19 protein-coding genes and 1 tRNA gene are annotated in these 22814 nt (G+C 66.0%); 12 read left to right on the top strand and 8 right to left on the bottom strand.

Going from position 1 to position 22814, the window contains the following annotated elements:
* The first annotated feature begins 13 nt into the window (after positions 1-13).
* A complete protein-coding gene (locus tag ACQP1T_RS00215) occupies positions 14-1060 on the top strand; it encodes a stage II sporulation protein M (RefSeq protein ID WP_433757916.1) in 1047 nt (348 codons plus the stop codon).
* Between the two features lie 724 nt (positions 1061-1784).
* Here the strand turns inward: ACQP1T_RS00215 and ACQP1T_RS00210 are convergent.
* Complete coding sequence (locus tag ACQP1T_RS00210) at positions 1785-3950, bottom strand: MMPL family transporter (RefSeq protein WP_433757915.1); 2166 nt, start codon at positions 3948-3950, stop codon at positions 1785-1787.
* Positions 3951-4039: 89 nt separating this feature from the next.
* Between ACQP1T_RS00210 and ACQP1T_RS00205 the strand changes: the two genes are divergently transcribed.
* Positions 4040-4672: a TetR/AcrR family transcriptional regulator gene (locus ACQP1T_RS00205; RefSeq protein WP_433757914.1), complete on the top strand. Its 633-nt coding sequence runs from the start codon at positions 4040-4042 to the stop codon at positions 4670-4672.
* On the opposite strand, the gene ACQP1T_RS00200 is transcribed toward ACQP1T_RS00205, so the two are convergent.
* A complete protein-coding gene (locus ACQP1T_RS00200; protein ID WP_433757913.1) occupies positions 4665-6080 on the bottom strand; it encodes a hypothetical protein in 1416 nt (471 codons plus the stop codon). The two genes, ACQP1T_RS00205 and ACQP1T_RS00200, sit on opposite strands and share 8 nt — an antisense overlap.
* A gap of 179 nt (positions 6081-6259) precedes the next feature.
* Between ACQP1T_RS00200 and ACQP1T_RS00195 the strand changes: the two genes are divergently transcribed.
* Complete coding sequence (locus ACQP1T_RS00195; protein ID WP_433757912.1) at positions 6260-6898, top strand: class I SAM-dependent methyltransferase; 639 nt, start codon at positions 6260-6262, stop codon at positions 6896-6898.
* On the opposite strand, the gene ACQP1T_RS00190 is transcribed toward ACQP1T_RS00195, so the two are convergent.
* Positions 6899-7666, bottom strand: coding sequence for an SDR family NAD(P)-dependent oxidoreductase (locus ACQP1T_RS00190; protein ID WP_433757911.1), 768 nt, complete (start codon positions 7664-7666; stop codon positions 6899-6901).
* Between the two features lie 56 nt (positions 7667-7722).
* The gene (locus ACQP1T_RS00185) at positions 7723-8091 is read right to left on the bottom strand and encodes a MerR family transcriptional regulator (RefSeq protein ID WP_433757910.1); all 369 of its coding nucleotides are present in this window, start codon (positions 8089-8091) and stop codon (positions 7723-7725) included.
* Between the two features lie 57 nt (positions 8092-8148).
* Between ACQP1T_RS00185 and ACQP1T_RS00180 the strand changes: the two genes are divergently transcribed.
* The gene (locus ACQP1T_RS00180) at positions 8149-8985 is read left to right on the top strand and encodes a polysaccharide deacetylase family protein (protein ID WP_433757909.1); all 837 of its coding nucleotides are present in this window, start codon (positions 8149-8151) and stop codon (positions 8983-8985) included.
* 42 nt (positions 8986-9027) lie between these two features.
* On the top strand, positions 9028-9498 hold the full coding sequence (locus ACQP1T_RS00175; RefSeq protein ID WP_433757908.1) for a hypothetical protein: 471 nt from the start codon (positions 9028-9030) through the stop codon (positions 9496-9498).
* 290 nt (positions 9499-9788) lie between these two features.
* Here ACQP1T_RS00175 and ACQP1T_RS00170 read toward each other — a convergent pair whose 3' ends face one another.
* The 3 genes from ACQP1T_RS00170 to ACQP1T_RS00160 all read right to left on the bottom strand — a co-directional run bounded on the left by ACQP1T_RS00170 (position 9789) and on the right by ACQP1T_RS00160 (position 12065).
* Complete coding sequence (locus ACQP1T_RS00170) at positions 9789-10688, bottom strand: DMT family transporter (RefSeq protein WP_433757907.1); 900 nt, start codon at positions 10686-10688, stop codon at positions 9789-9791.
* 524 nt (positions 10689-11212) lie between these two features.
* Positions 11213-11758 carry a DUF2231 domain-containing protein gene (locus ACQP1T_RS00165; protein ID WP_433757906.1) on the bottom strand — a complete coding sequence of 182 codons (546 nt, stop codon included), beginning with the start codon at positions 11756-11758 and terminating at the stop codon, positions 11213-11215.
* 224 nt (positions 11759-11982) lie between these two features.
* Positions 11983-12065 (bottom strand) — tRNA-Leu (locus ACQP1T_RS00160).
* 224 nt (positions 12066-12289) lie between these two features.
* On the opposite strand from ACQP1T_RS00160, the gene ACQP1T_RS00155 reads away from it, so the two are divergent.
* From ACQP1T_RS00155 to pknB, 7 genes are all read left to right on the top strand, one after another.
* Entirely contained in the window at positions 12290-13696 is a 1407-nt protein-coding gene (locus ACQP1T_RS00155; protein ID WP_433757905.1) for a DUF3662 and FHA domain-containing protein, read from the top strand.
* Positions 13697-13898: 202 nt separating this feature from the next.
* Entirely contained in the window at positions 13899-14366 is a 468-nt protein-coding gene (locus tag ACQP1T_RS00150; protein ID WP_014980860.1) for an FHA domain-containing protein FhaB/FipA, read from the top strand.
* On the top strand, positions 14363-15847 hold the full coding sequence (locus ACQP1T_RS00145; RefSeq protein WP_433757904.1) for a protein phosphatase 2C domain-containing protein: 1485 nt from the start codon (positions 14363-14365) through the stop codon (positions 15845-15847). Before ACQP1T_RS00150 ends, ACQP1T_RS00145 begins: the two co-directional genes overlap by 4 nt.
* The gene (locus ACQP1T_RS00140) at positions 15847-17322 is read left to right on the top strand and encodes an FtsW/RodA/SpoVE family cell cycle protein (protein ID WP_433757903.1); all 1476 of its coding nucleotides are present in this window, start codon (positions 15847-15849) and stop codon (positions 17320-17322) included. The genes ACQP1T_RS00145 and ACQP1T_RS00140 overlap by 1 nt, the downstream gene beginning before the upstream one ends.
* Positions 17319-18785: a peptidoglycan D,D-transpeptidase FtsI family protein gene (locus ACQP1T_RS00135; protein ID WP_433757902.1), complete on the top strand. Its 1467-nt coding sequence runs from the start codon at positions 17319-17321 to the stop codon at positions 18783-18785. The genes ACQP1T_RS00140 and ACQP1T_RS00135 overlap by 4 nt, the downstream gene beginning before the upstream one ends.
* 37 nt (positions 18786-18822) lie before the next feature.
* Positions 18823-20328, top strand: coding sequence for a protein kinase domain-containing protein (locus tag ACQP1T_RS00130; protein ID WP_433757901.1), 1506 nt, complete (start codon positions 18823-18825; stop codon positions 20326-20328).
* Positions 20325-22229 carry a Stk1 family PASTA domain-containing Ser/Thr kinase gene (gene pknB / locus ACQP1T_RS00125; protein ID WP_433757900.1) on the top strand — a complete coding sequence of 635 codons (1905 nt, stop codon included), beginning with the start codon at positions 20325-20327 and terminating at the stop codon, positions 22227-22229. Before ACQP1T_RS00130 ends, pknB begins: the two co-directional genes overlap by 4 nt.
* A 102-nt stretch (positions 22230-22331) precedes the next feature.
* Here the strand turns inward: pknB and ACQP1T_RS00120 are convergent, their stop codons facing one another.
* A complete protein-coding gene (locus ACQP1T_RS00120) occupies positions 22332-22790 on the bottom strand; it encodes a deaminase (protein WP_433757899.1) in 459 nt (152 codons plus the stop codon).
* Positions 22791-22814: the final 24 nt, after the last annotated feature.

Genomic DNA, 22814 nt, shown 5'->3' with positions numbered 1-22814 from the left:
TGGGAGGCAACCAATGGACGTAGATGCGTACAGCTACGCACAGCGGGGGGCGTGGGATCGACTGGCCTATCTGGCCGGGCGACGCAAGCTCAGCGGCGCGGAGGCCGACGAACTGGTGGCGCTGTACCGGCGCACCTCACAGCAGTTGGCGCGCTTGCAATCGCACAGTCCGGATCCGGAACTCATCGCCGGACTCAGCGCACTGCTCACCAAGGCGCGCGGCCGGGTGCTGGGCACCAAGGGCGATGCGTGGAGCCAGGTCGGCCGTTTCTTCACCCACCGCTTCCCCGCCACGCTGTACCGGGCCTGGCCGTGGTGGGTCGGGGTGGCGGCGGTCTTCATCATCGTCTCCACCGGTCTGGCCGTCTGGATCGCCGGTTCCGGTTCGGCGCGCGATCTGTTCGGCATCTCCGATCACAACGACTGGCTCACCGCACCCGGCGGCGAATTCGAGACCTACTACTCCGAACATCCGCACGACGCGTTCGCCGCGCAGGTGTGGACCAATAACGCCTGGGTGACCGCGATGGTGCTGTTCACCGGCGTGCTGATCCTGCCCGCGGTGTACCTGCTGTTCGGTAACGCGCTCAATACCGCGGTGACCGGCGGGTTGATGGCCGATGCCGGTCGGCTCGACTCGTTCTTCGGATTCATCCTGCCGCACGGCACGCTCGAGCTGACCGCGGTCTTCGTGGCGGGCGGGGTGGGCCTGAAGCTGGGCTGGACGCTGATCGATCCGGGACGGTCGAGTCGATTGGAGGCGGTGGCGCGCCAGGGCCGGGCCACCGCGACGGTCGCGCTCGGTCTGGTCGCGGTGCTGCTGGTCTGCGGGCTGCTGGAGGGGTTCGTGACACCGAGTTCGCTGCCCGTACCGGTGAAGGTGGGCATCGGATTCATCGCGGAGGCACTGTTTCTCGGCTACGTGTTCGTGCTGGGTCGCCGGGCCGCACGCGAGCAGGATGCCCGAGCGGCAGTGGAGCTGGGATTCGGTGGCCTGGGATTCGGTGGGGCGGACGAGGATTCCGCGAAGCGCTGGCAGACAACGCCGAGCACACGGTGAGTGAAACGGGTCTGGATAATCGGTAGCAACGCTACGTAACGAACGAGTTTCGAAGTCCCCCAATTGAGTTCCGCTGGCCGCAGCGAGTCCAGCTCAGCTGCGGCCAGCGTTACCGTCAACTCTACACAATCGTTATCCCGACGCAACCCTCCCCGCCGAGGTCAAGCGTATAAAGCAGCGTCCCAGCAAACCCGGGTGAGCACCTCATTTCGCGGTTGCCCAGCAAACTTTTGGCGGCCATTCGGGCCAGCAATACGGACCTCAGAACCGGCCTTTGTCGGCCGATCCCAGATCACGATCCAGAAACCACGAGTCATCGACAAACATTCTTCGACCTATTAGCTGCTTTGTTAACATAGAGCCCTCAATGGTCGCCTAATGCGGCTCCGACCTGTGCATTCACTGCCCGATAATTGATGTTGCTGGCAGTTGGATGCGGTAAAAGATACTTCAGGTTGGTTTACTACGTTATAAACGTGATGTACACCTAGCCGTAACGCCTGGGGGTGGACGCGCATCCGGTCAAGATCATGATTAACCAGTTGCGGAAATGCGGTCACTGGCGTACCGGACCGGACCGCGGTCAGCACCACGACCGCAACCATAACCAGCTCTGTGATCTCCGCCACCTTCCGCGCCGCACCTGGCTGAATCGGGCGAAAACGACAGTGCGACAGGCGAACGCGGCCCCGCATTACGCATGCGGGGCCGCGTGACTTACGTCTCAGGCTTCGGCCAGACCAAGCCGTCCGTGCGCCAGCCGCAACGGCTTCGGCGCGTACCAGGCGGCCCGACCGAGCAGTCGCATCGCCACCGGAACCAGCACCCCACGCACCAGCGTCGCGTCGATCAGAATCGCCAGGCCCGCGCCGAGTCCGAAGAACTGGATGAACCGGACATCACTGCTGGTGAAGGCCAGGAAGCTGATCGAAATCAGCGCCGCCGCGGTGGTCACCAGGCGTCCGGTGCGGGCCAGCCCCTCGATAACCGCTTCTTTCGTGGACGCACCGCGATCGTGCAGTTCCTTGATCCGGCTGATCACGAAGACCTCGTAGTCCATCGACAGTCCGAAGGTGATGCAGAACAGCAGCAGCAACATCGAAACATCCAGCGGCGCAGGGGTGAATCCGATCAATCCGGACAGATGCCCCTGCTGGAAGATGAACACCATCAGCCCGAGCGTGGCGGCCAGACTCAACACATTCGACAGCAGTGCGCGCAGCGGCTGCACCACACTGCCGGTGAACAGGAACAGCAGGACGAAGGTCGTCAATACGATCCACCCGATGGCGATCGGAAGTTTCGCACCGATCGATGCGAGGCTGTCGCGCAGTTCGGCCACCTGTCCACCGACCAGCGCATTTGCCCCGCTCGGACCGGGTACGTCACGCACTCGATCGACCAGATCGCGGGCGGCGGCGGAATTGCGGTCCAGATCGGTCAGGACGGTCAGGCGCTGCGCATCCGGTCGGGCGAACCGGGCATCGGCGGGTGTGCTCGCGGTCAACTCGCCGTGCACGAAGGTGCCCGCACTCGAATCCACCTGGGTGACGTGCTCGACCCGGGACAGCGTGCGCGCATAATCCGCGAGCGGCGACGCGGCGACGCCGGTTTCGGTGATCACCGACAGCGCGTTGACATCGCCGCCGCCGAAATCGTCCCGCATCACGTCACCGACCTGACGCACCTCGGTGCTGGTCGGCAGCACCCGATCGTCGGGCGTGCCGAACTGCACATTCAGTAGCGGCGCCGCGGCGAGCAGTAGCACCGCCACCACCGGCACACCCGCCAGCAACGGCCGCCGCATCGCGAATCCGGCCACCCCGGCCCAGAACGGCGTCGCGTCACCGCGGATCCCGCGGACACCGGGCACCCGCCACGCATCGGTCCGCGCGCCGAGCACCGCGAGCAGCGCGGGCAAAACGACCACCGCGGCAATGGCGGAGATGGCGACCACACCGATGCCGCCGTAGGCGAAGGAGCGCAGGAAGTACTGCGGGAAGATCACCAGCGCGGAAAGGGCCGCTACGACCGTGGCCGCACTGAAGGCGATGGTGCGTCCGGCCGTCGATACGGCCGCGATCACCGCATCATCTGGTTCGGCACCGACCGCGCGGCGTTCGCGGAAGCGGCTCACCATCAGCAGCCCGTAGTCCACCGCGAGCCCGAGTCCGAGTCCGGTGGTCAGATTCACCGCGTAGATGGACACGTCGGTCACGGACCCCAGGATCGAAAGTTCGGTGAAGGTGCCGAGGATGGCGATCCCACCGACCACCTGGGTGAGTAGCGCGGCGACCACATTGCCGAAGGCCAGCACCAGCAGCGCCAGAATCAGCGGCACCGCAACGGCTTCGGCGAGACCGAGATCTTTGCCGATCTGCTTGGTGATCGAGTGGAAGATCGGGGTGCCGCCGCCGACCTTGATCTGTGCGACCGGGCCGTCGGCGCGATAGGCCTCGACGATCGAGGCGGCGGACTTCTCCTTATCGGTGGCGTCCTTGTCGACATTGCCCGCCAAGACGACGGCCGCGGTCCCGTCCCCGGAGCGCATGGCCGCGGATCCGGTATCCCAATACGAGACGACATTCATCAGGCGCTGGTCGGCCGCGAGCCGCCGGGCCAGATCGCGGCCGATGGCGGCGACCGCATCGCCGTCGACCGTGCCCTGCTTCGCCTCGACCAGGAATACATAGTCGGTGTCGGTGCCGAACTTATCGGCCAATTGGGTTATCGCGGCACTGGATTGGGCATTGGGATCCTCCTGGCCACCGGGCTGCATCTTGCTGAAGGCCGTCGCGGCGACCACACCGCCGGCGATGAGGGCGAGTACGCCGACGACCAGGATCCAGCGGGCGCGGTGGACAACGAACCTGCCGAGTCTTTCGAACATATCGGGTCTCCGATCGGGCATGTTGTCATACGTAAACTTTATGGGTGTTAACTTGCCACGCCATGTGTGCTGGTGTCAACATCGATGCGATGACAGATTCGGATGCAGCAACGAAGCGCTCCACCCGCGACGGCCCGTATCACCACGGCGACCTGCGCAATGCCCTGGTGCGCGCCGCCGCCGAACTCGCCGAATCCGGCGGTCCGGAGGCGGTGACCGTGCGCGCGGCGGCCCGGCATGTCGGCGTCACGCCGACCGCGGCCTATCGGCACTTCACCAATCACGAGGAGTTGCTCAACGCGGCACAGGAACAGGCCCAGCAGACCCTGTTCGGCGCGATGGCCGAGACCATGGCGAGCCTGGCACCAGATGCGGATGCGATCACTCGGCTCGGGGCGGTAGGCCGCGGCTACATCAGCTTCGCGCTGCGTGAACCCGGCCTGTTCCGGACCGCCTTCTGCGGCGACCAGATGCCATCGCCCGCCTTCGATCTGCTGGCTGGACTCCTGGACGAACTCGTCGACGTCGGTTTCCTCGACCCCGCGGACCGACCGGACGCCGAATACGCCGCCTGGTCAACGGTGCACGGCATGGCCTCGCTGATCATCGATGGCGTACTCGACGACCTCGATGACGCGGCCAGGGATAAGGCGATTCACCGAGCGCTGACGAACGTCGAGCGGGGGCTGGCCACCGGACCGAATGCTCGCGATTTCAGCTGATGCGCAGAATTCCGGTGATCGTGCCCTGCAGGATCTTGCGGTCGTGCGTGATCAGCGGTGAGGTCTGCAGCGGGTCGTCGACGATGGTTCCGGCCAGCGGCCTATTCGAAATCACCGCGCCGGTATCGGGATTCACGACCGTGAAGGCATAACCGTCGAGCGGGGTGGTGATGTCGAGTCCGACGCGGGTCACGGTGTAGATGGAGCCGTCCGCGGTGGACAGATGTGGAACGGCCGCACTGCGGATGGTGTTCTCCCACACCGTATGACAGCCGTTGTCATCGACATCGACTCTCGTCATACCGCCGACGAACGGTGCGGAGGCCGGAGCGGCCGGACCCGCACCCTCCGGGACGGTGGGGTACGGGTAGCCGTATGTGCTCGCGACGAACAGGGATCGGCCGATGCCGATCGGCGAGTTCTCGCTGCCCGCGCCGCCGCGGGTGAGCACCGGCTGCGAGCACACCAATTGGCCGGTGCCGGAGCTGAAGACCAGTGCGTGGACCTGTCCGTCCGCATTGTCGACGATGGTCAGATAGTCTGCGCCGGAATTCGGTCCGAAGTAGGTCGGGGTGGATCCGGTACCCCAGCTGAGTTGGCCTGGCTTGCGGGCCGATCCGCGATCGTAGGCCGCGCGCCACAGCACCTCCGGCCGCCCGGCGGCATCGGCGCGCAACTCGTACAGCGCGTGCGTCGTGGCCACCGCGACCCGACCGCTCGGCGCCGACGAGATGCTGTTGGCTACCGACTCACCCGCTGGCAGCGCGACGGTGGCGGCCGCGCCAGCGGGCGTCACCAGCCCGACCACACTCTTGCCGGTGGCGAACCAGACATTCCCGGACCAGTCCGGCACCAGCCCGGTCACGTTGTCGCCCACCGGAATTACCGAGCCGAGATCGGTGGACGAATCGATCGACAGCCGCCATTTGCCCGCCGCGTCGCGCGAGTGGCCAACGCGGAGCAACGTGCGGTTACCATCCACGATGACCAGCCGGTCGACATTGTCGAGATAGGCGTAGACACCGCCGAGCAGACTGCCCTTGGCGATCTCCAGCGAGGCCAGCGGCGTGCCGACCGGACCGGCGAAGGACGGATCGAGCAGATGGACGGTCGGGGTCTGGCCGATGACCGGTGTGCACAGCGCGACGACCAGATTGTCCGACCCTTGCAGCAGCGTCGGACATGCCGATGCCAACGGATACCCGGCCACCGAAATCCCGCCGGTGCCAGGCCCGGCCAGCGGCGTCGCATCCGACGAGCCGGCATCGCCGTGCATGGTCGCGGTGCCGAGCGGCCCGAGGTAGGGATTCGGCGGCGCCAGCGGACCCCACGAGCCCGCCGCCTCGGCGGTACCGATCGGCACGAGTGCCACTACCGCGGCGGCGAGAAGTACCAGCGGTGAACGCATCAGGTCCGCCTCCCCGCGCCTCTGTCCGATCTTCGAGAGCCATGTCCGTGCCGTCGCGGACCGGCGTTCGCGTGTGAGTCGAGCTCTGGACGAGTTACCCATGTTCATACGAAATCAGTGGTCCATTTTCTCTGTCTTGCCATGTCGAATTTCGAATGTCGGTCGATACGATTACCGCCATGAGCGGAATCCGGGACCGTCTGCTGTCCACCATCGCCGGTCAGCTCGGCAACCCGCACGGGACGCTCGGCAAGGGCGTCGCGTTCATGCTCAATCGCGGCAATAAACGCGCCATCGCGGGCGCGGTCGACGCGGCCGGGGTCGGCGCCGGCGCGACGGCCGCCGATATCGGATTCGGCGGCGGCGCGGGGCTTTCGATGCTGCTCGAGCGCGTCGGCGCGAACGGCACGGTGCACGGTTTCGAGATCTCCCCGGACATGCTCACCCGGGCGCGGGCAAAGTTCGCCGACGAAATCGCCACGGGCCGACTGCGACTCGCCGATGGACCGATAACCGGACTGCCACTGGCCGACGACGCACTCGATGCGGCCATCACCGTCAACACCCTCTACTTCGTGCCGGATCTGGCTGCCGCCTGCCAGGAGCTCGCGCGCGTCGTCCGTCCCGGCGGCAGCCTCGTCGTCGGTATCGGCGATCCGGACGCGATGGCGAAACTGCCGTTCACCGCATACGGTTTCACGCTGCGGCCGGTGGCCGAGGTGATCGCCGCGCTGGAAGGCGCGGGCTGCGCCGTCGACCATAAGCAACTGCCCAACCCGCCGATTCCGCATCACCTGCTGGTGGCCCGTCCCGCCTGACTACATCAGGGCGCCGCCGTCGATGCGGATCTCCGTGCCGGTCATATAGCGACCGTCATCGGAGGCCACCATGGCGACCACACCGGCGATATCCTCCGGAGTGCCCAGCGCACCGCCGTTGAGCCAGCCGGTCATGCGCGAGAACAGCTTCGGATCGAAGCCCTCCGGCTGATCGAGGATGGACTTGGTGGTGATCCCGCTGGTGATGCCCGCGGGCACGATATTCACCGCACGCAACCCCTGTTTGGCGTATTCCAGCGCGATCGCGTGTGTGAAGGCGTTGACGCCGCCCTTCGAGGCGGCATACGACGCCAGATACGGCGCCGCACTGAAGGCCGCGGTCGAGGAGAGGTTCACCACGACGCCGTGGCCGGACTCCAACAGCGCGGGCAACGCGCTCTGGGTCATCAGGAAGGTACCGGTGAGATTGACTCCGATCACCTGGTTCCACACCTCGAGCGGCATCTCCTCGGTGCGCGCGGGCCGCAGAATGCCCGCCGCGTTCACCAGTACATCCAGGCCGCCGAGGAATTCGACCGCCTCGCCCGTCGCGGCGCGCACCGATTCGATATCGGCGATATTCACCTGCACGGTGCGCAGCCGCTCGGCCGCGTCACCCGCCTTCGCCGCGGTGCTCTCCAAACCCGGCGCATCGATATCGGCGGCAACCAGCGTCGCCCCCTCATCGAGCAGTCGCAGGGCGATCCCCTGCCCGATGCCCGATCCTGCTCCGGTGACCAATACGCGGCGGCCGTCAAATCTACGCATGCCAAAAATTAGAACAGGTTCTCATTAGGAGTCAACAGGTTCGCGCGGAACCGAGGTCAGGAGGCGGCGTTCGCACGGACCGCCTCGAGGTATTCGGCGATGGCGTCGCGGTTGCGGGAAAGACAGGTGATGCGGTCGGACATGCGGTCGCGTTCGCGTTCCAGGGTGGCCAGCATTTCCGGGGTCGCGTCCGGGAAGTAGATGGTGCGCGGCTTGTCCAGGCAGGGCAGGATCTGTTTGATGATGCGGGTCGGCAGGCCCGCGTCGAGTAGGCCGCGGATCTGCAGGACCCGGTCGACGAAGCGGTCGTCGTAGGTGCGATAACCGTTGGCGCAGCGGTCGGCGACGATGAGGCCCTGCTCCTCGTAGTAGCGCAGCAGCCGCCGCGAGGTGCCGGTGCGCTCCGACAGTTCTCCGATCCGCATTGCATTCCACCTCACATTTGACCTTCACACGTATGTGATGGTTCGAGCATAGGCCGCATGGACAACGCACTCTTCGACTACAGCCCGATCGTCGACCGCGCGCCGATTCGCTGGCCCGACGATGCCCGCGTCGCGTTCTACGTCGGGCTCAATATCGAGCACTACCAGGTCGACCGGCCCTCGACCAGCATCTTCCCCGGCACCGCCGCCCTCACCCCGGATCCGCTGAACTACGGCTGGCGTGATTATGGCCCGAGGGTCGGCATCTGGCGGGTGATGGAGGTGTTGGACAAGTACAGCATCCGCGCCAGCGCGCTGCTCAATTCCGATGTCGCACACCATAATCCGCAGATCATCGCGGCCGGGCGGGAACGGAACTGGACGTGGCTGGCGCACGGCAAGAACAACTCGATCTTCCAAGCCGACATGTCCATCGACGACGAGCGCGCCTACCTCACCGATATTGTCGAAACCATCGAACGCGCGACCGGTCGCCGCCCGCGCGGCTGGATGGGCCCCGCGCTCACCGAGACCTTCCATACCCCGGAACTGCTCGCCGAGCTCGGCCTCGATTACGTCCTGGACTGGACCAATGACGATCAGCCGTATCGACTCAATGTGCCTGGGCTGCTGAGCGTTCCGTACTCGGTCGAGCTCAACGACAACAGCCTATTCCTCGGAACCGGTTTGCGCGGTGCGGATTTCGTGCAGATCGTCAAGGACCAGCTGGACCGGCTCTACGAGGAGTCCGGCCGCGTCATGGCCCTCGCCCTGCACCCGTTCGTCATCGGCCAGGCATTCCGCATCAAATATCTGGAGCAGGCCCTGGATTATGTGGCGAACCATCCTGGCGTGTGGTTCACCACAAGTGACGAGATCGCCGACGCGGTCTGAACAGCTATTGCGAGCAGCGCCGCCGAGGACCATCATGCACATATGAGTAAGGTAACCCTAACTACCGAGCTGCCGATCGGCGCGGACGTGGCGTGCGCACTGGCGCGGACACCGGAGTTGGTCGCCTACGTTGTGGCACCGATCCTTTCGGTGCCACAACTGCGTATCCCGGACCACATCGACCCTGGCGTCGAGGGATCGGCCCGGCTCCGGTGGTTCGGCATCATCCCCTCCTGGCGCCATCACCTGCGTCTGGTGCGACTGGACGCCCGCGAGATCTACACCAACGAATGGGGCGGCCCAGTGCGCACCTGGAACCACCGCCTCACCTTCGAACCGATCACCGAATCCCGCTGCCGCTACACCGACGAAATCGAAATCGAGAACGGCCCGCGCGGCGCAGCCACCCGCATCTTCGTCCACCTGATATTCCGCCACCGCCATCGCCGCTGGCGTCAACTCGCCACCGTCCTGGGCAACAGCGCCGTCGAGCTCCGAGCCCCCGAACACTGACTACGACGGTGCAATCTGCTGCACCGGCATATTCTTCGCCGCCGCGAGAAGGCGCGCGGTCACCCGCCCACCGACTGAAGGCTCGTGTGGACCAGTGCGGCGGTCAGCAGGGCAGCGCCCGGCACGCCGGTAGGTGTCACCCGTTCGCCGGCTGAAGGCCGGTGTGAACCAGTGCGGCGGTCAGCAGGGCAGCGCCCGGCAGGCCCGTAGGTGTCACCCGTTCGCCGGCTGAAGGCCGGTGTGAACCAGTGCGGCGGTCAGCAGGGCAGCGCCCGGCAGGCCCGTAGGTGTCACCCGTTCGCCGGCTGAAGGCTGGTGTGGACCAGTGCGCCGGTCAGTAGGGCCGCACCGAGCAGGCCCGTCGGGGTCAGCCGTTCGCCGAGGATCGCGGCCGCCAATATCGCGCCGGTCAGTGGCTCGAGAAGGGCGAGCACCGCGGCTGTGCCAGGACCGACTTCGGCGAGACCGCGGAAGTACAGCGTGTATGCCATTGCGGTGGATACCAGGCCGAACACGATGATCAGGGCGACGCTGTGTGGAGTCGGGTCGAAGGTGATTCCGGATATCGCGGCTAGCGGCGTCAGCAGCACGGCACCGCCGGTGACGGCGAAACCTGTTGTGGTGATCGCGTCGAGGCCGGGCACCGGGTGGGCACTTATCAGGGTGACCGTCGCGAAAGCGAAGGCGGAGACCAATGCCATTGCGGCACCGGCGAATATCGCGCCGGACGCCGCGTAATCGGTGGGTACGCCGACCAATAGGACCACCCCGAACACCGCGATTCCGATCGTCGCCGCGTGCCGACGATCCAGGACCCGGCTGCCGGTCAGATGCTCCAGGAGCGAGACGACCATCGGTGACATTCCCAGGGTGATCAGCGTCGCCGAACTCACCGACGAGGCCGCGACCGCACCGAAGTAGCTCGCCTGAATGATCGCGACGAGGACGGCGACCGCACCGATCCTGCGCCAGGCCGAGCTGTGCCGCGGCAACGGCCGTCGTGTCATGGTCAGCAGAGCGATGAGCAACAGCCCGCCGACGGCGAGCCGACAGGCGGCGACGGATATCGGGGAAAGACCGGTCGCACGGTGTAGCAGGGTGCCGACCAAACCGCCGGTCCCCGCCGACAGTCCGGCGCCGACAAGACAGACCAACCCGAATCGGCTGACCATGGATATCGATCTGGACATTCGCGCTCCTGCGACGGAAATGGATTGAGGTCGCGGAAGCGAGGTGCACAACCAGCCAGAGGGGACGCGCGGGTCCTACACCTCGCTCAGAAGCGCGGCGGCGGGGTGATTACGAACCATCGGTGCACCAGCCCGATACTAAAGACCGCCGGAACAAGGTGTCATTCGATTTTCTGCGGCGCTCACGGCGGGCGGCGACCGCAGTCAAGTGGTGGGTGAGAACGCCGAAAAGCACAGCAGCTCACCGTCATACGTCTCGGTCCGATAGCCACGGTTGCCCGCCGCGCATACCGAGCCAGCAAATCATGGTCGACGGGGCCGACCGAATCGAAATACATCGCGAACGTAACCGGCACGCCCGGATGAAACTCCTGTGCCAGCCACTAGCCCCAACGCGCCTTCGGCAGTAGATACCTCGGCAGTGCCATGGCGTCCGCGCACACCGTCGACACCCCTCCCTGGTTCGTAATTGCACAGCTGAAACGATCTCGGCAAACTTTCGGCATTCGCCTACCTGGGATCAGCTATTCGAGCGAGTCGACGCCGGTGGACGGGACCGAGTGTCGGAAACCGGCGACCTGAGTCGTTTCGTCGGCCACCCGGACGCCGTAGTGGTAGGCGAGCTTGCCACCGAGAAAACCCGAGACGCCGAGCACGGCGAGGGCAATGATCGACAACACCAACTGACCGATCGGCACGGCGCCATCCGGTCCGCGACCGGACTGCCGCCACCAGAAGTCGATGGCGAAGGCGATCGTCACCAGCAAATTCAGACTCATGTGGACAAGGCCGGTGCGAAACGCCGTGGTGCCGGTCGGTATCGCGAACAGATCCAGCAGACCGATCACGGCCGCGACCAGCGCGCCGAGCACACCGACGGCGAGCAGCCAGGCCGAGCCACGGGCGAGCGACTGCGGATCGCCCGCCACATGCGAGGCGATATCGAATACCAGGCTCGCCACCCATGCCCCGATCGGCACGGTGACCAGGATCGGATGGAACGGATGTCCGTACGGACCGGCCAGCATCGCGCTGACCGGATGCTTGGCATGTTGCATGTCACTGGTCACGACAACCTCCTAGCGCGGCTCGGTCGAGTGGGACCACTCGGCCATACCGGGCGCGTACCCACCCGGTCCCGACCGACACGCCGACACGCAGCTCCGGATCTACCTCTTGGACCTGGACAGGCAAAAACCACTGACGCACAAAGGAAATGCGCATAGCACCCCATCGACGACAAAAAGCCGCAGACCAGAGAAAATCCTCTGATCTGCGGCTTTCCGCATATCTGTGGGCGAAGGGGGACTTGAACCCCCACGTCCCGAAGGACACTGGCACCTGAAGCCAGCGCGTCTGCCATTCCGCCACTCGCCCGAGCGACTGAGAGACAGTATCACGCGGCTCGGCGAGACACGAAATCGCCTGTTTACGGCACTCGAGGCCGGTCCAGACCGGCACGGGAACCCAGGCTGGCTTCCGGGAGTTACAGGTGTGGACGATCGTGGATATCATGCAATGAACGTGGTCGGCACGCGACACGCCATGTCCGCGTGTCGTTGTTATGAATCAAGACAGACGCTCACCGAAGGGAGGCCGAGATGGGCATTGTTTCTCGCTTCGAGCGTCGCCTGCAAGGCGCCGTCGGTGACGTGTTCGCCAGAGCCTTCGGGGGCAGTGTCGTTCCCCAGGAGGTGGAAGCGGCGCTCAAGCAGGAGGCCGCCGACAATATCCAGGATCTGGGTGGCGGACATCTGTTGGCGCCCAATAGTTATGTGATCACCATCAACACCTCTGATCACCAACAACTCGACGCCGACCACGACCTCACCACCCGCGCGTTCGCCAAACACCTTCAGGACTACATCCGCGAGCAAGGCTGGCAGACCTACGGCGAAGTACACGTGGCATTCGAGGCATCACCTACGCTGCACACCGGACAGTTCAGGGCGAGCGGTCGGGTCGATCCCGACATCGGCCGCAGAGCCACGCCGGCTCGCAGCCCCGAACCCACGCCACAACGACCTGCACACCCGCAACCAGGAGCTGGCCCCATGACGCAGAACTCAGGCTACGACCCAAGCCGTGAGCCCGCGGAGTCCGATCCACGCAGCCGCGGGTACGCACCGCCGCCAGCGGGGCGGCCCGGGCCGCCGAACGGTGCGTACCGCGACGACTACGGCCGGGGCGGAGCGCCCTACGGCGGTGGCTCCGACTACCAGGCGCCGGACTCGCAACAGGGTTACAGCGACTACCAGAACGGCTACGACTACCAGCAGGGTGGCCAAGGCTACGGCCAGCAGGCCTACCAGGAGCCCGGCTACGGCCAGGGCTACGGCGAGCGCGGCGGGTACGGCCAGCAGCAGGGTGGCTACGGCGAGCAGGACTACGGCCAGCAGGGTTATCAGGAGCCCGGTTACGGCCAGGGTTACGGCGAACAGGGCTATGGTCAGCCCGGCTACGGTCAGCCCGGCTACGGCGAGCCGGGCTACGCCGACCAGGGCGGTTACGGTCAGCAGCCGGGTTACGGTCAGCAGGGCTACGCGCAGTCCGGGTACGGCGAACAGGGTTACGCGGAACCGGGTTACGGCGAGCCGGGCTACGCCGCTCCCGAGGAGCCGGGCGGCTACGGCCAGGCCTACTCGCAACAGCCCGGCTACGGCGCCCAGGGCGGCGCGTACCAGGCTCCCGCGTATGGCGGTGGCGCACAGGCCGGTTCGGGCTACTCCGCGACGCTGCAGCTCGACGACGGCAGCGGCCGCACCTACCAGCTCCGTGAGGGCAGCAACATCATCGGCCGCGGTCAGGACGCGCACTTCCGGCTGCCGGACACCGGAGTTTCGCGCAGGCACATCGAGGTTCGCTGGGACGGCCAGACCGCGATGCTCTCGGATCTGGGTTCGACCAACGGCACGCTCGTCAACGGCTCCCCGGTTCAGGACTGGCAGCTGGCCGACGGTGACGTTATCCGCGCCGGGCACTCCGAGATCCTGATCCGTATCGTCTGATCCCGTAAGCTCGCGGTGCAGGTCACGACATGGCGTACAGGGATTCTGCGGCCGTATCGTGATCGAAGTCGACCCACGGCCCTATGATGCTGCCAACACACGCGCGTCGCCAGGACCGGGGCTCGCGAAACCAGCAAGCCGGTGGGGGCGAACTCGCACCTACGGGCACCGACGTACACGGTCGAACAGGAGGTGGAGCGCCGTGCAGGGACTGATCCTGCAATTGACCCGTGCGGGGTTCCTGCTGCTGTTGTGGTTATTCGTGTGGGCGGTATTGCGCACCCTGCGCAGCGACATCTACGCGGCATCCGGCATCCGGATCCAGCCCAGGGCCGCACGCGGTTCCGCGGTGCTGCCGTCTTTCAGCCGAGGCCAGAAGGGCGCCAAATTTCTTGTGGTGACTCAAGGTTCACTCGCCGGCACTCGCATCTCGCTCGGCACCCAACCGGTGCTGATCGGACGTGCGGACGACTCAACGCTGGTACTCACCGATGATTACGCCTCGACCAGACATGCGCGGCTCTCACCGCGCGGTGACGACTGGTACGTCGAAGACCTCGGCTCGACGAACGGCACCTACCTCGACCGCGCGAAAGTCACCACCGCAGTCCGAGTTCCGCTCGGCACCCCCGTCCGTGTCGGCAAAACAGTGATCGAGCTGCGATCGTGACACTTGTTCTCCGCTACGCAGCGCGCAGCGACCGCGGTCTTGTCCGAGGCAACAACGAGGACTCCGTCTATGCGGGCGCACGGCTGCTCGCACTAGCCGACGGTATGGGCGGCCACGCCGCCGGCGAGGTGGCATCGCAGCTGATGATCGCCGCGCTCGCCCACCTCGACGACGACGAACCCGGCGACGATCTGCTCGGCAAGCTCAATACCGCCGTCCACGAGGGCAATGCCGCCATTGCCGATCACGTCGAGGAAGAGCCCGAACTAGACGGCATGGGCACCACGCTCACCGCAATCCTGTTCGCGGGCAAGAAACTCGGCCTGGTGCACATCGGCGACTCGCGCGCGTATCTGCTGCGCGGCGGCGAGCTGGCCCAGATCACCCGCGACGACACCTTCGTCCAGTCGCTGGTCGACGAGGGCCGGATCACTCCCGAGCAGGCGCATACCCATCCGCAGCGTTCGCTGATCATGCGTGCCCTGACCGGCAACGAGATCGAGCCGACGCTGATCATGCGCGAGGCCCGTGCCGGCGATCGCTATCTGCTGTGCTCCGACGGTCTGTCCGACGTGGTCAGCGATGAGACCATCGCCAACACCATGCGCGAGGGCAGCACCGACGAATGTGCCGACCGGCTCATCGAACTCGCCTTGCGCAGCGGCGGTCCGGACAACGTCACCGTGGTCGTCGCCGATGTCATCGATCTGGACTACGGGCAGAGCCATCCGATCGTCGCGGGCGCGGCATCGGGTCAGGACGAGGACACCCCGCCGCCGAATACCGCCGCTGGTCGAGCCGCCGCGATGCGTCCGCCGCGGGCCGAACCGCGCCGGGCCGCCGCCGCACCGGAGACGCCGCCGCAGAGCAAATCGCACAAGCTGCGCTGGATTCTGCTCGCGGTCGCCCTGGCGCTGGCCGCGGTGATCGGATTGTTGGTCGGCTACAACATGATTCGCAGCAACTACTACGTCGGCGCGGATAACGACCAGGTGGTCATCATGCGCGGACTGCCGGGTTCGGTGCTGGGTTATTCCATCCACGAGGTCGAAACGATCGCCTGTGTCGACCCGACCGGCGCCCTCACCCTGCTGCAGCCGGGCGAGAGTCTGCCGTCGAAATGCAAGACGCTGAAGGTATCCGATCTCAAGCAGACCGGACACGACCAGGTCGACAAGGGACTGCCACCGGGTTCGCTGGACGAGGCGCGCAAGCAGATGCAGATGCTGGCACGCAATGAACTGCTGCGTCCCTGCCCGGCCAAGGAGTCGGTGCCGCAGCCCGGCGTCGTGCCGCCGAGCGAGCCGCCGACGCAGCCTGGTGTACCCGCGCCGACGACGGTCGCGCCGACCACCGAGAACCGGGCGCCCGCACCCGAACCGCAGCCGGGTGAGACCAAGAGCTCCGACGCCAAGACCCCGACGGCGACGGCGTCGCCGAACCCCCAGACGGCGGGGGAGCCTTGCCGGGTGACGGACTGATGTCCGCTCCGGCACCACCGTCCGCTGGGGCCTTTCCCAGCCCCCCCGGCGGATTCGCGCCAGCGCCGCCGCCGTCGACGAAGCGCAATGCCGAACTCATCTTGCTCGCCGGTGCGACGGGCATAGTCACCGTTTCGCTGTTCCTGGTGGAGGCGAGTCAGGAACAATCGGTCACCTGGGATATCGCCAAGTACGGTCTGGCCTATCTGGCGCTGTTCGCGGTGGCGCATCTCGCGGTGCGGCGTTTCGCGCCGTTCGCCGATCCACTGCTCTTACCGATCGCCGCGCTGCTCAACGGACTCGGCCTGGTGCTGATCCATCGGCTCGATCTCGCCGATGCGCAGACCGCCGCCTACAACTCGTGGCCGATCCCCTCCCCCGACGCCAACCAGCAGATCCTGTGGACGGGTCTGGGGATGATCATCTTCATCACGATCCTGGTCGTGCTGAGCGATTACCGGACACTGGCCAAATACAGCTACACCCTAGGCCTGACAGGCCTTGTCGCGCTGGCGATTCCGGCATTGCTGCCGGGGGCGTATTCGGAGACCAACGGCTCCAAGATCTGGATCAGGCTGCCCGGATTGAGCGTGCAGCCGGGTGAATTCGCGAAGATCCTGCTGATCATCTTCTTCGCCTCGGTGCTGGTCGCCAAGCGTGATCTGTTCACCGCGGCCGGTCGGCATTTCCTCGGCATGGAATTCCCGCGCGCCCGCGACCTCGGACCGATTCTGGTGGTCTGGATCGTCTGCATCGGCGTGCTGGTCTTCGAAAAGGACCTCGGCACGTCGCTGTTGATCTTCAGCACGGTGCTGGTGATGCTCTACATCGCGACCGAGCGGGTCGGCTGGCTCATCATCGGCGGCGCACTGCTGAGCGTCGGATTCTTCTTCGCCTACCAGGCCTTCAGCCATGTGCGGGTGCGCACCCAGACCTGGCTGCACCCGTTCGCGGACTACAACAACACCGGCTACCAGATCTCGCAGTCGCTGTTCGGCCTGGCCACCGGTGGGTTGGCGGGCACCGGCCTCGGCAGCGGACGGCCGTCGCAGGTGCCCTTCGCCAAGACCGACTTCATCATCACCACCATCGGCGAGGAACTCGGCCTGTTCGGGCTCGCCGCGGTGCTGCTGCTGTTCCTGGTGTTCGTGGTGCGTGGTCTGCGGACCGCCCTCGCCGTGCGGGACAGCTTCGGCAAGCTGCTGGCCGCCGGGTTGTCGTTCACCATCGCGATCCAACTGTTCGTGGTGGTCGGCGGTGTCACCAAACTGATTCCGCTGACCGGTCTCACCACGCCGTTCATGTCCTACGGCGGTTCGTCACTGCTGGCCAACTACGCGTTGCTGGCGTTGCTGATCAAGGTCTCCGACGCGGCACGCGCTCCGGCGCCGGTGCGCAAGAAGGATCCGGTTGCCCCGATCGCGGATGCGACCACCGAACTTCTGCGCAAACCGGAAGCGAGGCCGCAGGAATGAACACGCCGCTACGACGGGTCGCGGTCGCGGTGATGCTCATGATCGTCGCCCTGCTGCTCAATGCCACCTATGTGCAGGTGATCAAGGCCGACGACTACCGCACCGATCCACGCAACTCACGCGTGCTGCTCGATGAATACGCCCGCCAACGCGGGCAGATCTCCGCGGGCGGCACCGTGCTGGCCAGCTCGGTCGCCACCGACGACCGCTACAAGTACCTGCGCACCTACCCCACCGACCCGCAGGCGTACGCACCGGCCACCGGCTTCTACTCGATGCAGTACGGCAGCACGGGACTGGAGCGCGCCGAGGATACGGTGCTCAACGGTTCGGACAATTCGCTGTTCGGACGCCGCCTGATCGATATGATCTCCGGTCGTGATCCGCGCGGCGGCAATGTGCTCACCACGCTGGACCCGGTGATGCAGCAGACCGCCTACGAACAGTTGACCGCCAAGGGCTACACCGGTTCCGTGGTGGCGATCGAGCCGAGTACCGGCAAGATTCTCACCATGGTGTCCACCCCCAGCTACGACCCGAACCTGTTGTCCGGGCACGATGGCGCCCAAGGCACCAAGTCTTGGGAAGAGCTGAGTGCGGACCAGCGCCAACCCATGTTGAATCGTGCTGTGTCGCAGACCTATCCGCCGGGCTCCACCTTCAAGGTGGTCGTCACCGCCGCCGCGTTGGCCAACGGCACCGCAACCCCGGACGACCAGTTCACCGCCGCGCCGAACATCACGTTGCCGGGGACGACCACGACGCTGGAGAACTACAACGGCAGCACCTGCGGCAGCGGTCCCACCGCGACGCTCACCGAGGCGTTCCGCAGATCCTGCAATACCGCGTTCGTCGAACTCGGACTCAAGGTCGGCTCCTCGAACCTCAAGGACGAGGCCGCCGCATTCGGCATCGGCGCACATCGCGGCATCCCGATTCCGGTGGCGGAGAGCACCGTCGGCACGATTCCGGACAATGCCGCACTTGCCCAGAGCAGCATCGGCCAGCGCGATGTCGCGCTCACCCCACTGGACAATGCGGTCATCGCCGCCACCATCGCCAACGGCGGCGTCCGCATGGAGCCGTACCTGGTCGATCAACTGCAGGGACCTGATCTGAGCGAGCTCTCGAAAAATAAACCGGTCTCGGTCGGCCAAGCTGTCAGCGCCCAGGTAGCGTCAACGCTGACCAACCTGATGATCGCGTCGGAGGACAACACCGTCGGACACGGCCAGACCCGGTATCAAATCGCCTCTAAGACCGGAACCGCCGAACACGGAAGCAATCCGCGCAATACGCCACCACACGCTTGGTACATCGCCTTCGCGCCCGCGCAGAACCCCAAGATCGCCATCGCGGTGATCGTGGAGAACGGCGGCGACCGGGCGTTGGCCGCCACTGGTGGCTCGGTGGCCGCGCCGATTGCCCGCGCGGTGTTGGACGCCGGTTTGCGAGGGCGCTGAGAGATATGAACGTGCGAGTGGATGTACGGGGGCCGGGATGCTGAACAACGGCGCGATGATCGCCGACCGATATCGGCTGCAACGCCTGATCGCCACGGGCGGTATGGGTCAGGTATGGGAGGCGCTCGACACCCGGCTGGACCGCCGGGTCGCGGTGAAGGTGCTCAAATCCGAGTTCTCCGCCGACCCGACCTTCCGGCACCGGTTCCGCAGTGAAGCCAAGACGACGGCCCAGCTGAATCACCCGGGTATCGCCGGAATCTACGACTACGGCGAGACCATGGATCCCAGTGGCGGGGAAACCGCCTATCTGGTCATGGAATTGGTGCAGGGCGAACCGCTCAATACGGTGTTGAACCGGCTCGGGCGCCTTTCGGTGGTCCAGGGTCTGGACATGCTGGAGCAGACCGGTCGGGCACTCGAGGTCGCGCACGCCGCTGGCGTCGTGCACCGTGACGTGAAGCCCGGCAATATCCTCGTCACGCCGACCGGTCAGGTGAAGATCACCGATTTCGGCATCGCCAAGGCGGTCGACGCCTCCCCGGTGACCAAGACCGGCATGGTGATGGGCACCGCCCAGTACATCGCGCCCGAGCAGGCGGTCGGCGAGGACGCGACCGCGGCCAGCGATGTGTACGCACTCGGTGTGGTCGGCTACGAGGCACTGGCCGGGCAGCGGCCGTTCAGCGGCGACGGCGCGATCACCGTCGCGATGAAACATGTGCGCGAGGCTCCGCCGCCGATGCCGTCCGATCTGCCGCCCAATGTGCGCGAGTTGATCGAGATCACCATGGGCAAGGATCCGGCGCTGCGCTATGCCAGCGGCGGCGAATTCGCCGACGCGGTCGCCGCGGTGCGGGCCGGACGCCGCCCACCGCCGCCGGTCGCCACCGGCGTACCGACACCTACCGGGGCGACCCGGGTGCTCCCGCCCGGTCCCACGGTGATTCTGCCGTCGCAGGACCATGACGGCCCGACGGTGCGCTACAACAACCAGGCGGGTCTGGCGGGCGCCGGTGCGACCAGACAAACGCCCGCGCCAAGGACCGTGATGAGTTCCGGCGCCACCCGAACCAACCCCGGGCCAGGTCCGGAGACCTCGAGGTTCACCACCGGCCACAAGGTCGGCGCGGCCGTCGCGGTCGGCGCGGTGCTGCTCGTGGGTCTGGTGCTGTGGCTGCTCTTCGGCGGCGACACCAATCCGGATACCGTCCGCCCGGTCACCACCACCTCGAAGGTCGCGCCGCCGCCGGTCACCACACCGCCGACGACGACAACCGAGCCGGAGACGACCGTCGTCACCACCACCAGACCGGCCCCGCCCCCGCCGCCGACCGCGGAACCGACGACAACAACGCAGCCGCCGACCACAACGCCGAGTACCACAGCGCCGAGTACGACGAAGTCGTCGAAGACGACGAGTCCGTCCACCACCACAAGAAGCTCGTGGTTCCCTACGCTCGATTTACCATTTCCGGATAGTCCCGGTGCCCGAGGACCCTCGGCCACTCCAGGCGCTGCTACTCCGCAAGGACAACCATGACGACCCCGAAGAATCTCTCCTCCCGCTACGAGCTGGGTGAGATCATCGGGTTCGGCGGCATGTCCGAAGTCCACAAGGCGCGCGATCTACGGCTCAGCCGGGACGTCGCGATCAAGGTGTTGCGTGCCGACCTGGCCCGCGACCCTACGTTTTACCTGCGCTTCAAGCGCGAAGCACAGAACGCCGCCGCACTGAACCATCCGGCCATCGTCGCGGTCTACGACACCGGTGAGGCGGAGGTGGACGGCGGCCCGCTGCCGTACATCGTGATGGAGTACGTCGACGGTGAGACGCTGCGTGACATCGTGCGCGGCAAGGGACCGATCCCGCCGCGGCGGGCCATGGAGGTCGTCGCCGACGTCTGCGCCGCACTGGATTTCAGCCATAAGGCCGGGATCGTGCACCGCGATATGAAGCCCGCCAACATCATGATCAACCGGGCCGGTGCGGTGAAGGTGATGGACTTCGGCATCGCGCGGGCGATCGCCGACAGCTCCAACCCGATGACCCAGACCGCGGCCGTTATCGGTACCGCGCAATATCTTTCGCCCGAGCAGGCGCGCGGTGAGACCGTCGACGCCCGCTCGGATGTCTATTCCGTCGGCTGTGTGCTGTTCGAAATCCTCACCGGCGAGCCGCCTTTCACCGGTGACTCGCCGATCGCCGTCGCCTACCAGCACGTCCGGGAGGATCCCCGGCTGCCATCGCATGTGCACAGCGGGGTGCCGCGCGAGCTGGATTCGGTGGTGCTCAAGGCGATGAGCAAGAATCCGGCCAACCGGTACCAGTCGGCCGCCGAGATGCGTGCCGATCTGATCCGGGTGCTCGGCGGCCAGAAGCCCAGCGCGCCGATGGTGATGACCGACGAGGACCGCACCACCATCCTCGGCTCGAACGAACCGGCGCCGCGCAGCTTCCGCACCGTCGAACGCAATGACGACACCGCCGAACAGGAACCCGCCGAACCGGCGAGTCCGCGCCGCAATCTCTATATCGCGCTCGGCGCCGCCGCGGCGGTCATCGTCGCGTTCGCCCTGTTCTGGGTGCTGATCGGACCGGGCGCGCGCCCGGATCAGGTTGCCATACCCGATCTTTCGAACAAATCCGCGCAACAGGCCCAGGATTCGCTGCAGAAGCTCGGCTTCACCGTGGCCATCCAGCAGAAGCCGGATAACAAGGTCGCCACCGGCAATGTCATCTCCACCCAGCCGCTCGGCGGCTCCCGGGTCGACAAGGGCAGCACGATCACCGTGCAGGTGTCCACCGGACCGGCGCAGGTGCAAATTCCTCGGCTCGACGGCATGACCCAGGAACAGGCCGAACAGCAGCTGAACGCCAGCGGATTGCGGATGGATCCGAATGTGCAGCGCAAGCCGTCGAGTGCGCAGGAGACGGACAAGGTCATCGGCACCGACCCGTCGGCGGGCTCGCGCGTCGATGTCGATCGGGCCATCGTGGTGATCCTCGGCTCCGGGCCGGAGCAGATCCGGGTGCCGAATGTGGTCGGTCAGGACATCAGCGTCGCCCAGCCGAATCTGGTGGACAGCTCAGGATTCAAGATCAACGTCCAGGAGGTGCCGTCCTCGAAGCCCAAGGGCGAGGTCATCGCGACGACGCCGCCGGGCGGCACCACCGCAGACAAGGGATCGACGGTCACCGTCCAGGTCTCCAGCGGCGACATCGTCATGCCGAGTCTGGTCGGCCTGACCACGGCACAGGCGGTGGACAAGTTGCGGCAGGCAGGCTGGACCGGCACGTCGGCACAGATCAGCCAAACCACCCAGGGCACCTTCGATACCAACAGCGTCGGCCGGGTCGTCAGCCAGCAGCCGGCGGCCGGATCGGCGATCGCGAAGAACGGGACGGTTTCGATCACCACCTACGTCCTCGGTCCGCCGTGATAGCCGGTGCCTAGGGCTTGAATACGATGACCTGGCCTGCCGCCTCGACGACAACCAGCGCGGCGCAGCAGTCACCCGGTCTACGGCAGGCCCTGACTCCGATCAGGAAAGGTCGAGGTGGCGATTCATCGACATCGCCTCATCGGCCAGCTCGGTCAATTCGACCACTTCGACGCCGTGCTGGCGCAGCTGCTCCACCCCGACGCAATTGGTCACGAAGGTCGTCGGTTCCCGCCAGGCGATGACGACGCGCGCAATCCCGGCCCGCAGAATCCGCTCGGTGCATGGGAGCCTGGTCGCGGTGGCGCGCTGCGAACACGGTTCCAGCGTGCTGTAGATCGTCGCCCGCACCAGCCGAGGATCGGCTACATCCAGCTTGTCGAGCGCGGACTCCTCGGCATGGACCTTCTCGTCGGTCTCGCGCGAAAAGCCGGTCGAGATCTCGGCACCATCGACCACGATGACCGCGCCGACGGAGAACGCGGTCGGACTTGGCGGGCACAGCCGCGCCAGTTCTATTGCCCGACGCATGAATTGGATATCGTTCCGGTCAGCCGACATCGACAGACCTCCGCGGTCGGCGAC

The sequence above is a fragment of the Nocardia sp. CA-135398 genome, from assembly GCF_050955845.1.
Lineage (GTDB): Bacteria > Actinomycetota > Actinomycetes > Mycobacteriales > Mycobacteriaceae > Nocardia.
This window is presented reverse-complemented; position numbering and strand designations above follow the sequence as displayed.

Excerpts from the sequence above, each read along its gene's own strand:
- ACQP1T_RS00135 (WP_433757902.1), top strand. The coding sequence starts at position 17,319 with ATGAACACGCCGCTACGACGGGTCGCGGTCGCGGTGATGCTCATGATC.
- ACQP1T_RS00155 (WP_433757905.1), top strand. The coding sequence starts at position 12,290 with ATGGGCATTGTTTCTCGCTTCGAGCGTCGCCTGCAAGGCGCCGTCGGT.
- ACQP1T_RS00180 (WP_433757909.1), top strand. The coding sequence starts at position 8,149 with ATGGACAACGCACTCTTCGACTACAGCCCGATCGTCGACCGCGCGCCG.
- ACQP1T_RS00210 (WP_433757915.1), bottom strand. The coding sequence starts at position 3,950 with ATGTTCGAAAGACTCGGCAGGTTCGTTGTCCACCGCGCCCGCTGGATC.
- ACQP1T_RS00185 (WP_433757910.1), bottom strand. The coding sequence starts at position 8,091 with ATGCGGATCGGAGAACTGTCGGAGCGCACCGGCACCTCGCGGCGGCTG.
- ACQP1T_RS00200 (WP_433757913.1), bottom strand. The coding sequence starts at position 6,080 with ATGCGTTCACCGCTGGTACTTCTCGCCGCCGCGGTAGTGGCACTCGTG.
- ACQP1T_RS00205 (WP_433757914.1), top strand. The coding sequence starts at position 4,040 with ATGACAGATTCGGATGCAGCAACGAAGCGCTCCACCCGCGACGGCCCG.
- ACQP1T_RS00140 (WP_433757903.1), top strand. The coding sequence starts at position 15,847 with ATGTCCGCTCCGGCACCACCGTCCGCTGGGGCCTTTCCCAGCCCCCCC.
- ACQP1T_RS00215 (WP_433757916.1), top strand. The coding sequence starts at position 14 with ATGGACGTAGATGCGTACAGCTACGCACAGCGGGGGGCGTGGGATCGA.
- ACQP1T_RS00130 (WP_433757901.1), top strand. The coding sequence starts at position 18,823 with ATGCTGAACAACGGCGCGATGATCGCCGACCGATATCGGCTGCAACGC.
- ACQP1T_RS00195 (WP_433757912.1), top strand. The coding sequence starts at position 6,260 with ATGAGCGGAATCCGGGACCGTCTGCTGTCCACCATCGCCGGTCAGCTC.
- ACQP1T_RS00175 (WP_433757908.1), top strand. The coding sequence starts at position 9,028 with ATGAGTAAGGTAACCCTAACTACCGAGCTGCCGATCGGCGCGGACGTG.
- ACQP1T_RS00170 (WP_433757907.1), bottom strand. The coding sequence starts at position 10,688 with ATGTCCAGATCGATATCCATGGTCAGCCGATTCGGGTTGGTCTGTCTT.
- pknB (WP_433757900.1), top strand. The coding sequence starts at position 20,325 with ATGACGACCCCGAAGAATCTCTCCTCCCGCTACGAGCTGGGTGAGATC.
- ACQP1T_RS00190 (WP_433757911.1), bottom strand. The coding sequence starts at position 7,666 with ATGCGTAGATTTGACGGCCGCCGCGTATTGGTCACCGGAGCAGGATCG.
- ACQP1T_RS00120 (WP_433757899.1), bottom strand. The coding sequence starts at position 22,790 with ATGTCGGCTGACCGGAACGATATCCAATTCATGCGTCGGGCAATAGAA.